Consider the following 12,005-nt stretch of genomic DNA (forward strand, 5'->3'; position numbering starts at 1 on the left):
ACGCAACGTGAGGCCTCACAGTCGGACCCGACAGGCTGCCAACAGCAGCCAACGGACCGACACCATGAGCCCCCTGCAACACCGTTCTCCCCACACGCCCGCCCCCTGGCGGACACTGCTTCTTCACCCGGCGGGCCACTGGCCACTGTATGCGCTGGCGGGCTCGGCCTGCCTGCTGGTGGCATGCGTCCTGGCGGAAGCACTCACGCACCCTGAAGCCCTGGCGCTCGCCATCTTCCTGTTCACCGGCGTGGTGGTTGACGCCTTGCTGGCCCCTGGCGGTGCTGACCGCTGGCTGCCCACGGCCATGGCGCTCGCCGGCCACGCGGCGGCGCTGCTGTGGAGCCTGGCCCTGGCCAGCAGCGCGCTGCGCCTGCTGACGCCCAGGCATGCACTGCCGGCGCAACCGCTGCGATCCCGGGCACCACCGGCACACCGCCTGAACGGGTAGCAAAGCCGCTATCCGTCCACACACCTGGCAGCGAGTGCAGCCCCGCGTGCCTGGGTTGCCCAGTGCCCAGCCACCGATTCCAAGCGTTCCATTCTTCCGGAGAGAAAACCATGCCATCCCTTCACGACCACCAGGCGCCGCCCGGCGCCGACCCGCGCGCGGCGCTGTTTCGCGACCCCAACTTCCGCTGGCTGACCAGCGGCTCCGCGCTCACCATGCTGGGCGACCAGTTCACGCTGATCGCCCTGCCCTGGCTGGTGCTGCAGATGACCGGCGACACGCTGGTGCTGGGCACCGTGCTGGCCCTGATAAGCGTGCCACGCGCGCTGTTCATCCTGATCGGCGGCGCGCTGGTGGACCGCTACTCCCCCAAAGAGGTGCTGATGCTCACCAAGTACATCAACCTGGTATTGCTGGCGCTGCTCAGCGGGCTGGTGCTCACGGGTACGCTCACGCTGTGGATGGTGTATGGGCTGTCGCTGGCGATCGGCCTGTCCACGGCCTTCAGCATCCCGGCGGGCACCTCGCTGATGCCGCACGTGGTGCCGCGCGCACAACTGCAGGCGGCCAACGGCATCAGCCTGGGCCTGCGCCAGCTCACCATGTTCCTCGGGCCGCTGCTCGCGGGCCTGTTGATCGCGCTGTTCGGTGACGGCAGCGGCAGCACGGAGCAAGCCAGGGCCAACGCCACGGGCATCGGCATCGCCTTTGCGCTCGACGCGCTGAGCTTCGGCGTGTCGGCCTGGACGCTGGCCAAGGTGCGAACGCTCGCAGCAGCCGCACCAACGGCTGCCAGCAGCGCCGCGCCGCAGGCTGTGCTGGCCTCGGTGGCGCAGGGCCTGGCGCACTTCTGGCGCGATGCCGAGCTGCGCACCTGCTTTCTCTACTGGAGCGCCATTGCGCTGTTCATCATGGGGCCCATCCACATCGCCGTGCCGGTGCTGGCCAGCAGCACGCCCACGCTGGGCGCCGCCGCCTTCGGCACCATGCTCGGCGCCCACGGCGCGGGCACGCTGGCGGGCATGGTGGCCTCGGGCATGTTCCCGCGCCTGCGGGTGGGCAGCCTGGGGCTGACCATCCTGGTCTTCGACGCCATCATCGGCCTCCTGTTCATTCCCATGGGCACCGTCAGCGCCGTGTGGCAGGGAGCGGGACTGATGCTGGCCATCGGCCTCTTGGGCGGCTTCATGCAGGTGCGCGTGTTCACCTGGATACAGCAGCGCGTGCCACCCGCGCTGATCGGCCGGGCGATGGGCCTGTTCATGTTCATCTTCATGGGCTTGGCGCCCATTTCGGCAGCCGTGACCGGCTGGCTCATGAAGAGCATCACCCTGCCCCAGCTGTTCGCGGCCAGTGGCGGCGCGCTGGTGCTGCTGGTGGCCCTGGCCTTCGTGCTCACGCCGCTGCGCCAGGTCAGCGATGCACCGAGCGCAGCGCGCTGATCGACTTCGGTAACAACGCAAAAAACCGCCCGGCACCTGGGTGTCGGGCGGAACGTCTTAAAGACGGCGGAGGAGAGAGATAGGCAACCGGGCCTGGCCTGCCCTCGCGGGCTGGCCGGGCCTTTCCATCACACTTCAGTGACGAACTGTTCGCGCGGACGGCGCACCTTCTTGAGGTTCACCAGCCAGTCGCCTTCGCTGGCGCGGTAGCCCAGGGGCAGGATGGCAACGCTGCGCAGGCCGCGCGCATTGAGATCCAGGATTTCGTCGAGGGCCTTGGGGTCGAAGCCTTCCATGGGCGTGGAATCCACGCCTTCGAAGGCGGCGGCCATCAGGGCGGCGCTCAGGCCGATGTAGGCCTGGCGGGCGGCGTGCTGAAAGTTCACTTCGGCATCGCGCTGGGGGTACATGCCCAGCAGCATCTGGCGGTAGTTTTCCCAGCCTTCGTTCTTGAAACCACGCTGTTCGTTGGTCAGGTCGAACATCATGTTGATGCGCTCGGCTGTGTAGTTGTCCCAGGCGGCAAAGACCAGCAGGTGCGAGCCATCGGTGATCTGTGCCTGGTTCCAGGCGATCGGCTGGATGCGGGCGCGCACCGCGGGGTCGGTCACGACGATGATCTCGAACGGCTGCAGGCCGCTGGAGGTGGGCGCCAGGCGCGCGGCCTCCAGGATGCGTTCGACCTTGTCGGCCGGCACGCGCTTGGCGGCATCCATCTTCTTGGCGGCATAGCGCCACTGCAGCTTGTCGAGCAGCGGGTTGGCGACGGTGGTGTGTTCGGCGGTGGTCATGGCCAGTGTTCCTGAAATATCTTGGTTGAATGGACGGCATCGCAATGCCGATGGGTGAACTGTAGGGAACGCGCGGGCGTTCGGTAAGGTCCTGCTGGGAAAAGGATTGTTCGGATTCGGTCAACAATCGCCCCGTCCATGCGCGGTCTGGGGACTCCGGGGAGGCTTACACTTGTTTTCCCCCTCCATTGCGCGGTGCTGCCTTGTTGATCGCCCCTTGTCCATGAGTGAACCGGACCTGTCTTTCCTGGACCCCTCCCGGCGTTCGCCCGCGCCCGGTGCGACTGCGGACGCTGCGACCACGGCCACCGAAGGCACGGCAGGTGCTGCGGGCAGCCCCGCCGATAGCCTGGTGGCCGAACTGCGTGCCTACCAGGCCGAGCTCGAGAGCCAGAACAAGGTGCTGCGCTACAGCCAGGCCGTGGCCGAGAGCGCGTCTGAGCGCTTCGAAACCCTGTTCGCCAGCATGCCGCTGGCGCTGATGGTGATCGACGAGCACGACATGGTGGTGCAGGCCAATTCCATGGCGCACCGGTCCTTCCAGCCCACGGAGCGCGACCGGCCGCTCACGGCCCTGATGCCCTTCGTGAGCGCAGCCGACGTGGACCGCGTACACAACGCCTTTGCGCAGGCCGAGAACCTGGGGCGCAGCGAGGTGAACGAGGTGGTCTTCGACATCAGCGAGGAGCTGCGCATCAAGGGCGACCTGCACATCGCCCACATCGAGGCACCGCAGGCCGGCGGCGGCCCGCCGGTGTCGCAGTACCTGTGCGCGGTGATCGACCAGGGCCCGCTGCTCACCGAGCGCCGCGCGCTGCAGTACAGCGCGCAGGCCCTGCAGCAGCGCAACGAGCAGCTGTACGCCAGCGAGAAACGTCTGGAGGCGGTGATCAACTCCGCGCTCGACGCCATCATCTGCGTGGACCAGCACCAGCGCATCACCGTGTTCAACCCCACGGCGGCGGCGCTGTTCCAGTGCAGTGCCAGCGATGCGCTGGGCAGCCCGCTCGAACGCTTTCTGCCCGGTGCGACACAGGGCCTCACATTTGCGCAGCTCACCACGCAGGCCATGCTGGGTGAAATGACGGCGCTCACGGCCGGCGGCAAGGAGCTCGCAGTAGAGGTGAGCGTCTCGTTCGAGCGCCATGCCGAAGGCGAGACCACCACCGTGTTCGCGCGCGACCTCACCGGCCGCAAGAAGGCCGAGGCCCACCGCAGCGAGCTGGAGGCGCAGCTGCGCGAATCGCACAAGATGCAGGCCGTGGGCACCATGGCCGGCGGCATCGCGCACGACTTCAACAACATCCTTGGCGCCATCCTGGGCAACGTGGAGCTGGCCAAGGCCGACAGCGCGCCCGGATCGCCGGCCCTGGAGAGCCTGCGCGAGATCGACAAGGCCGGGCGCCGCGCACGCGACCTGGTGCGCCAGATCCTGACCTTCAGCCGCAACGAGCCGCCGCAGCGCACCGCCGTGCCGCTGGTGGAGGTGGTGCACGACACCGAGCGCCTGCTGCGCGTCACCCTGCCCCCGGCCATCGAGCTGCACATGCAGCTGCAGCTGGACCTGCCCCCGGTGCTGGCCGACGCCACGCAGGTCGAGCAGGCCCTGCTCAACCTGTGTACCAATGCCATCCATGCCATTGGCAGCACGCGCGGCAGCATCCACGTGGAGGCGGCCACCGTGCAGCCCGACCAGCGCCTGAGCGAGCGCCTGGGCCTGGCGGAAGGCCACTACGTGGCCCTCGCAGTGCGCGACAACGGGCCCGGCATCGAGGCGGCCACGCTGCAGCGCATCTTCGAGCCCTTCTTCACCACCAAGCCGGTGGGCCAGGGAACCGGCCTGGGCCTGGCCGTGGTGCATGGTGTGATGCGCACGCACGAAGGCGCGGTGGACGTGAGCAGCATCCCGGGCCATGGCAGCCGCTTCACGCTGTACTTCCCCGTCGCGCCCGGCAGCGCCGAGCCAACGCCGGCCTTGGTCCCGCCCCCGGCGCCCGCACCGCTGGCAACGGCGCAGATCGACCAGCGCAAGCCCCATGTGATGTACGTGGACGACGACCAGGCCCTGGTCTTCCTGGTGCAGCGGCTGCTGCGCCGCAGGGGCTACGAGGTGAGCGGCTACACCGACCCGCACGAAGCCAGCGCTGCACTGCGCGCCGACCCCCAGCGCTATGACCTGCTGGTGACCGACTACAACATGCCCGGCTTCGTCGGTACCGACCTGGTGCGCGAGGCGCGCCAGATACGCCCCGACCTGCCGGTGGCCCTGGCCTCGGGCTACGTGACCACCGAGATCGAGCAGGCCGCCATGGCCGAGGGCGCCAGCGCGCTGATCCACAAGCCCAACGATGTGGAAGAACTGGTGGCCACGGTGCACCGGCTCATCCACGGCCATGGCGCCAGTTGACGGCGCACTGCCCGTGCAGGCAGTGCATGAAGACGCGGACATCCTGGTGCTGCACAAGCCCGCGGGCCTGCTGTGCGTGCCCGGCCGCGGGCCGGACAAGCAGGACTGCCTGAGCGCCCGTGCGCAGCAGCACTGGCCAGGCGCACTCGTCGTGCACCGGCTGGACCAGGCCACCTCGGGCCTGGTGCTCATGGCACGGCACATCGACGCGCAACGCCGGCTGGGCCTGGCCTTCGAGCAGCGCCAGGTGCACAAACGTTACGTTGCGGTGGTGCAAGGGCACATGGGGCAAGCCAGTGACGGCACCTGGGCCGAGATCGACCTGCCGATCGCTGCCGACTGGGAGCGCCGCCCCTTGCGGGTGATCGATGCTGCTCTGGGCAAGCCCAGCCTCACCCGCTGGCGTGCCGAGTCGCATGATGAATCGGCCAACACCACGCGTGTTCTGCTCGAGCCCGTGACCGGCCGCACCCACCAGCTGCGCGTGCACCTGGCCGCCGTGGGCCATGCCATTCTGGGCGATGCGCTGTATGCCGAGGCTGCCACGCAGGCCCTGGCGCCGCGCCTGCTGCTGCATGCGAGCGACCTGGCACTGGCGCACCCGGCCACCGGCGAACCTCTGCAGTTCCATCTGGCGCCCGATTTCTAAGCCGCCGGGGCGACCGCGGCCTGCCGCGCCATGGCCCATTGCACGGCCAGGATGCTGGCCAGCACCACCACCACCCCCACCAGCGAGGTGCCGCGCAAGGCCTGGCCCAGCAGCGCCCAACCGAGCAGCACCGCCGCCACGGGGCTGAGCAGGCCCAGCGAGGACACCGCCACCGACGGCAGCCGCGCCACGCCGCGGAACCACAGCGCATAGGCCAGCAGGGCGCCCGCGATGCTCAGGTAGGCATAGCCGCCCACCTGCATGGCCGTGAGGGCGGGCAGCGGCGGGTCCACCGCCCAGGCCACGGGCAGCAGCATGGCGCCACCCGCGAGCAACTGCCAGCCCGTGAAGGCCAGCACCGGCAAGCCACCGGACTGCCAGCGCCGCGCAAGAAAGGTGCCGAAGGCCATGCACACCGTGCCGGCCAGCGCCGCCGCCACGCCCACCATGTCCCACGCGGCGCCGGGCGACAGCAGCAGCGCCGCCATGCCCGCCACGCCGAGCGCCCCGGCCCCCATGGCCAGGGCGGGCGGGCGCCGGTGGTCCACCGCCCAGGTCAAGCCCATCATGAGCAGCGGCCCGATGGCCCCCACCACGGCCGCCACGCCACCGGGCAAGCGGTAGGCGGCCACGAACAGCAGCGCCTGGAAGACGCCGATGTTGAGCGCCGCCAGCAGCAGCAAACGCGCCCAGCCGCGCCCGTCCCCCCAGGCCGGCGCCTGGCGGCACCACAGCACCAGCAACAGGCCGGCGGGCAGGGTGCGCAGCAGCGCGGCCGTGAAGGGCCGGTCTGGCGGCAGCAGCTCGGTGGTGACGATGTAGGTGGAGCCCCAGATGGTGGGCGCCAGTGCTGTCACGAGCACATCGGTCCAGGCGACACGGGGGTGGTCTTCGGTCATGGCATTTATCTTCAATTCAAGATAATTTACTCTACCATAAAATCTTGACATCAAGACAACCAAGGCAGCCATGCCCCCACCCCAACGCACCCCCGATGCCGTGGACGCCATCCTGGCCCAGTGGCACCGCGAACGGCCCGATCTGGATGTGGGCCCGATGGGCCCCATCGGCCGCATCAAGCGCTGCGCGGCCCTGCTGCAGCGCCGGCTCGACGAGACCTTCGCCGAGTTCGGCCTGAGCTTCTGGGAATTCGACATGCTGGCCACGCTGCGCCGCTCGGGGGCGCCCTATTGCCTGGCACCGACCACCTTGTTTTCCATGCTGATGGTCACCTCGGGCACCATGACGCACCGCATGAACAAGCTCGAAGCCAGCGGCTTCGTGGCACGCCTGCCCAACCCCGAGGATGCGCGCAGCATGCTGGTGCAACTGACCCCCACAGGGCTGGCGCTGATCGACCGCGCGGTCGAGGCCCATGTGGCCAACGAGCACCGCATCCTCGCCCCCTTGAAGGCCTCCGACCTGGCGGCACTCGACGCCAAACTGGCACTGCTGCTGGCGGCCCTGGAATCCCCGGGTGACAGCTGACGGCGCACAGGCGCAGTACGATGGAGGGATGTCCCAAACCCCACATCTCTTCATTCTCACCGGCGGCTCGCGCGGCATGGGCCTGGCCATGGCCGAGCAACTGCTGCAACACCCCGGCAACACCCTCGTCTGCCTGGCCCGCAATACCCAGGACGCGCTGACCGCCGCCGCCAAGGCCTCGGGCGCCACACTCGAACAATGGCAGCAGGACCTGTCGCAGGGCGAGCAGGCCGCCGCCCGCCTCAAGGGCTGGCTCGCCGCACAGGCCCCCGGCCGCTTTGCCAGCGCCACGCTGATCAACAACGCCGGCACCATCCCGCGCATCGCCCCGCTGTCGGACAGCGACCCCGCCGACCTGGCCAACGCCCTGCGCGTGGGCCTGGAGTCGCCCATGCAGCTCACGGCCGCCTTCCTCCACGCCACCGAGGGCTGGACCGCCACGGCACGCAAGGTGCTCAACATTTCCTCGGGCCTGGGCCGCAAGGCCATGGCCTCGCAGGCCGCCTACTGCGCAGCCAAGGCCGGCATGGACCACTTCACGCGCTGCGTGGCGCTGGACGAGGCCCACAAGCCCCATGGCGCCAAGGTATGCTCGCTGGCACCCGGCGTGATCGACACCGACATGCAGGTGCAGTTGCGCGGCGCCGCCCCCGAGGCGTTCCCGGACCGCGAGAATTTCGCCAACCTCAAGACGGGTGGCCAGCTCACATCGCCCGCCGATGCCGCCACCCGCGTGCTCGCCTGGCTGGATCGCGCGGACTTCGGCACCCACCCGGTCGCCGACGTGAGAGACGCTCAATAAAACCAACAGACCTCCCTCCAGAAAGGACACTCCCATGACCCGTGAAGTCGTCGTCGTCAGCGCAGTCCGCACCGCCATTGGCACCTTTGGCGGCAGCCTCAAGGACATTCCGCCCACCGAACTGGGCGCCCTCGTGGTGCGCGAATCGCTCGCGCGCGCCAACGTGGAAGGCAAGGACGTGGGCCACGTGGTGTTCGGCCACGTGGTGAACACCGAGCCCAAGGACATGTACCTGTCGCGCGTGGCGGCCATCAACGGCGGCTGCAGCGAGAACACGCCTGCCTACAACGTGAACCGGCTGTGCGGCTCGGGCCTGCAGGCCATCGTGAACGCCAGCCAGTCCATCCTGCTGGGCGACACCGACGTGGCCATCGGCGCCGGCGCCGAGAACATGAGCCGGGCCCCGTTCGCCAGCCTGAACATGCGCTGGGGCGCGCGCATGGGCGACACCAAGATGGTGGACATGATGATCGGCGCGCTGCACGATCCCTTCCACAACATCCACATGGGGGTGACGGCCGAGAACATCGCCGCCAAGTGGGGCATCAGCCGCGAGGACCAGGACCAGCTGGCCGTGGAAAGCCACAACCGCGCCGAGCGCGCGACCGAGGCAGGCCTGTTCAAGGACCAGATCGTTCCCGTCACCCTCAAGAGCAAGAAGGGCGACGTGCAGTACGCGACCGACGAGCACTTTCGCCCCGGCGCCACCCTTGCGGACATGGCCAAGCTCAAGCCGGTGTTCATCAAGGAGAACGGCACCGTGACGGCGGGCAATGCCTCGGGCATCAACGACGCCGCTGCCGCCGTGGTGCTGATGGAAGCCGGCGCCGCCAAGGCGCGCGGCGCCAAGCCCCTGGCGCGCCTGGTGGCCTATGCCCACGCAGGCGTGGACCCGAAGTACATGGGCATCGGCCCGGTGCCAGCCACGCAACTGGCGCTCAAGAAGGCCGGCCTCACGGTGGCCGACCTGGACGTGATCGAGGCCAACGAGGCCTTTGCCGCGCAGGCCTGCGCCGTGACCAAGGACCTGGGCCTGGACCCGGCCAAGGTCAACCCCAACGGCTCGGGCATCTCGCTGGGCCACCCGATCGGCGCCACGGGCGCGCTGATCACCGTGAAGGCGCTGCACGAACTGCAGCGCGTGCAGGGCCGCTATGCGCTGGTGACCATGTGCATCGGCGGCGGCCAGGGCATTGCCGCGATTTTCGAACGCATCTGAACCCCGGGGCTGCCATCGCCACCCGCGATGCTGCCACCCCGCATTGGCAAGGCAGCACCTTCGCCTGATCAGCGATCATGGCGATGTGCTGGCCCAGATCAGCAGAGTGGAGCATGCCCGTTGCGGCGGCTCCCACCCATTGAACCGACGGAGACATCTTTCACCATGATTCGCACCCTGATTTCCTTCAGCGCGCTGGCCCTCGCCTTGGGTGCCACCGCCCACGCGCAGGCGCCCGCCCCTGCCGCTGCCTACCCCAACAAGCCCATCCGCCTGATCGTGCCCTTCCCACCGGGCGGCGGCACCGACATCCTCTCGCGCCTGGTGGCCACCAAGCTCACCGAAAGCGCCAAGTGGACCGTGGTGGCCGACAACAAGGCCGGCGCGGGCGGCACCATCGGCATCGGCGAGGCCGTGAAGGCCGCGCCCACGGGCTACGACATCGTGATGGGCCAGAAGGACAACCTGGTCATCGGCCCCTGGCTGTACAAGAACCTGCCCTGGGACCCCACCAAGGACCTGACCGCCGTGGCCCACGTGGCCTACACGCCCGTGGTCATCGCCACCAGCGCCAACTCCAAGTACAAGACCCTGGCCGACGTGGTGGCCGCCGCCAAGGCAGCCCCCGGCACCGTCACCTACGGCTCGCCCGGCAACGGCACGTCCATCCACCTGGCGGGCGACCTGTTCGAGAAGGCGGCCGGCGTGAAGCTCAGCCACATCCCCTACAAGGGCTCGAATCCCGCCCTCATGGACGCCCTGGCCGGCAACGTGGACCTGCTGATGTCCTCCGTGCCATCGGCCATGGGCCAGCTCAAGTCGGGCAAGCTGCGTGCTCTGGCCGTGACCTCGGCCAAGCGCAGTTCGTCCCTGCCCGACGTGCCCACCGTGGCCGAGTCGGGCTTCAAGGGCTTCGACGTGAGCACCTGGTACGGTGTGTTCGCGCCCGCCGGCACGCCGGCCAGCGTGGTCACGGCCCTGAACGCCGAGATCAACAAGCTGCTGGTCACCGAGGACATGAAGGCCGCCATCCAGGCCCAGGGCGCCGAGCCCGAAGCCATGTCGGCCGCGCAGTTCGGTACCTTGATGAAAAACGATTACGCCAAATGGAAGGGCATAGTAGAAGCCTCCGGCGCCAAGATCGAATAAGAGGAGTCGCTAAAAAGCCCTCCTGGCGTCGTTGCTCCGTCTTGCCGTACTGATCGTACTGTCTGCGACGGAGCGCCTAGCCAGGACCGCTGCGCTGGGCTTTGTAGCAACTCCAGAAGCGGTGGACCCGCAAAAATGGCTCCCTCAGGAGCCATTTTTTATTCATACGCGGCAAAGGTGCGCGATCAAGTCCTCACGACCAGCACCGGCACATGCACCGCGCCCAGCACCCGCTGCGTGACGCTGCCCAGCACCAGCTTTTCAAGGCCGCGGCGGCCGTGCGAGCCCATGACGATGAGATCGGCGCCCGTGCTCAGCACGGCGCTCACGATGCCGTCGTGCACGGTGTGGCCCTCGCCCACCACCGTGGTCACCTGCACGCCAGCGGCCGTGAGGGCAGTGCGAGCGGCGTCCAGTGCCGTATTCGCCTCGGCCGTGGCAGCGCTCAGGTACTGGGCCTGGCCATAGGCGAAATCGGCACCGACGCCGGTGAACGGATACGGGTCCACCACGTACAGGGCGGTCACGGCGCTGCCAAAGGTCTTGGCCAGCTCTGCCGCCTTGGACACCGCCAGCGTGGCGATGTCGGAGCCATCGATGGGAACCAGAATGTGCTTGAACATGGTGTCTTCTCCTTGTGTTGATGCACCCTCGGCAAGGCCCTGAACCCCCAATCCCCCGGTCCCGGGTGCCGCCTGCGATGCGATGAAGGACAGTGTGAACCCGTACCATACATCGCATCTTGATACGCATCAAACGGCGAGCGGTCGATCCAGCGATTTCTGCCGCAAGACGACGCTTTGTCCTACGCACGCGCCCCCATGACAAGGATGGCGCCCCTACCCCACCACGTCCGCTCCCTGGAACGCGCCGCGCCGGCAGGTGACCACGAGCGTGTCGCGGTAGCCACCTGGGGCGATGGGCTGGATGGGGGTGGATTCGTGGATCATGCGCGCGTCGTCGAGCAGCAGCAGCGACCAGGGTTCGGTGAGCGTGAAGCGCTGGCCGCCGGGGCCGTTGGCCTCGAACACCCGGGTCTCGCCACCCTTGATGCCCTCGCGCCCCACCAGGAACACAGCCACCAGATCCACGCCATCGCGGTGCGCGCCCTCGGGCGTGGGCCGGCCGATGCCGCCTTCGGTGTCGATGCGGAACTGGTGCGCCTCCACGAACCAGGGTTGTGGCGCCTTGCCCTGTGTGGCAAACACGGCGTCGGAGACGCGGGCCAGCGCAGCCAGCAGCTGCGACCACACGGGCAGCGCCACCGTGGCCGGCTCCATGGGCGCAAACCAGCGTTCCATGCCGCCGTGCAGGGCGTTGTATTCCACCGGCTGCCAGTGCGCGCGGTGCGGCACCGGCTGCGCCTGCCCATCCTGCACCATGAAGCAGGCGTGGCGGCGGCGGCGGTAGCGCCCGCCATCCTTGAGGAAGTCGTCCGGTGGCAGCGCGGCCCAGTCGGCGTTGAGTGCCAGCAGGTCCGGCAGGGAGCACCCTGTCCAGACCGCCACATCGGCGGGGGAGAGCACGGCGAAGCCCGCGCTGCGCAGTTGGTTTGCGGCGTCCGAAGGCGTGGTGAAAGGGGGAGAAAAAGTGACTTGGGCCATGGC

12 protein-coding genes are annotated in these 12,005 nt (G+C 68.7%); 8 read left to right on the forward strand and 4 right to left on the reverse strand.

Features of this window, described 5'->3' with window-relative positions; all coding sequences use genetic code 11:
- Window positions 1-64 precede the first annotated feature (64 nt).
- Together AC0IZS_RS30625 and AC0IZS_RS30630 are read left to right on the forward strand one after the other, a co-directional pair.
- A complete protein-coding gene (locus AC0IZS_RS30625) occupies window positions 65-451 on the forward strand; it encodes a hypothetical protein (protein ID WP_471639109.1) in 387 nt (128 codons plus the stop codon).
- A gap of 110 nt (window positions 452-561) precedes the next feature.
- On the forward strand, window positions 562-1,893 hold the full coding sequence (locus AC0IZS_RS30630; RefSeq protein WP_471639110.1) for an MFS transporter: 1,332 nt from the start codon (window positions 562-564) through the stop codon (window positions 1,891-1,893).
- 128 nt (window positions 1,894-2,021) lie between these two features.
- Here the strand turns inward: AC0IZS_RS30630 and AC0IZS_RS30635 are convergent, their stop codons facing one another.
- Window positions 2,022-2,684, reverse strand: a complete 663-nt coding sequence (locus tag AC0IZS_RS30635) for an NAD(P)H-dependent oxidoreductase (RefSeq protein WP_471639111.1) — start codon at window positions 2,682-2,684, stop codon at window positions 2,022-2,024.
- 223 nt (window positions 2,685-2,907) lie between these two features.
- On the opposite strand from AC0IZS_RS30635, the gene AC0IZS_RS30640 reads away from it, so the two are divergent.
- Window positions 2,908-5,091 (forward strand): PAS domain-containing hybrid sensor histidine kinase/response regulator, encoded by a 2,184-nt coding sequence (locus AC0IZS_RS30640; RefSeq protein WP_471639112.1) that lies wholly within the window; start codon window positions 2,908-2,910, stop codon window positions 5,089-5,091.
- Window positions 5,078-5,740: an RluA family pseudouridine synthase gene (locus tag AC0IZS_RS30645; RefSeq protein ID WP_471639113.1), complete on the forward strand. Its 663-nt coding sequence runs from the start codon at window positions 5,078-5,080 to the stop codon at window positions 5,738-5,740. Before AC0IZS_RS30640 ends, AC0IZS_RS30645 begins: the two co-directional genes overlap by 14 nt.
- On the opposite strand, the gene AC0IZS_RS30650 is transcribed toward AC0IZS_RS30645, so the two are convergent.
- The gene (locus AC0IZS_RS30650; protein WP_471639114.1) at window positions 5,737-6,639 is read right to left on the reverse strand and encodes an EamA family transporter; all 903 of its coding nucleotides are present in this window, start codon (window positions 6,637-6,639) and stop codon (window positions 5,737-5,739) included. The two genes, AC0IZS_RS30645 and AC0IZS_RS30650, sit on opposite strands and share 4 nt — an antisense overlap.
- A gap of 70 nt (window positions 6,640-6,709) precedes the next feature.
- Between AC0IZS_RS30650 and AC0IZS_RS30655 the strand changes: the two genes are divergently transcribed.
- From AC0IZS_RS30655 to AC0IZS_RS30670, 4 genes are all read left to right on the forward strand, one after another.
- A complete protein-coding gene (locus tag AC0IZS_RS30655) occupies window positions 6,710-7,228 on the forward strand; it encodes a MarR family winged helix-turn-helix transcriptional regulator (protein WP_471639115.1) in 519 nt (172 codons plus the stop codon).
- A gap of 28 nt (window positions 7,229-7,256) precedes the next feature.
- A complete protein-coding gene (locus AC0IZS_RS30660) occupies window positions 7,257-8,030 on the forward strand; it encodes an SDR family NAD(P)-dependent oxidoreductase (RefSeq protein ID WP_471639116.1) in 774 nt (257 codons plus the stop codon).
- Between the two features lie 34 nt (window positions 8,031-8,064).
- The gene (gene bktB, locus AC0IZS_RS30665) at window positions 8,065-9,249 is read left to right on the forward strand and encodes a beta-ketothiolase BktB (RefSeq protein ID WP_471639117.1); all 1,185 of its coding nucleotides are present in this window, start codon (window positions 8,065-8,067) and stop codon (window positions 9,247-9,249) included.
- Between the two features lie 165 nt (window positions 9,250-9,414).
- A complete protein-coding gene (locus AC0IZS_RS30670) occupies window positions 9,415-10,398 on the forward strand; it encodes a tripartite tricarboxylate transporter substrate binding protein (RefSeq protein WP_471639118.1) in 984 nt (327 codons plus the stop codon).
- A gap of 185 nt (window positions 10,399-10,583) precedes the next feature.
- Here the strand turns inward: AC0IZS_RS30670 and AC0IZS_RS30675 are convergent, their stop codons facing one another.
- Complete coding sequence (locus tag AC0IZS_RS30675) at window positions 10,584-11,021, reverse strand: universal stress protein (RefSeq protein WP_305743997.1); 438 nt, start codon at window positions 11,019-11,021, stop codon at window positions 10,584-10,586.
- Window positions 11,022-11,237: 216 nt separating this feature from the next.
- The gene (locus AC0IZS_RS30680; RefSeq protein WP_471639119.1) at window positions 11,238-12,002 is read right to left on the reverse strand and encodes a 2OG-Fe dioxygenase family protein; all 765 of its coding nucleotides are present in this window, start codon (window positions 12,000-12,002) and stop codon (window positions 11,238-11,240) included.
- Window positions 12,003-12,005: the final 3 nt, after the last annotated feature.

The sequence above is a fragment of the Acidovorax sp. AC410 genome (genome assembly GCF_979253235.1).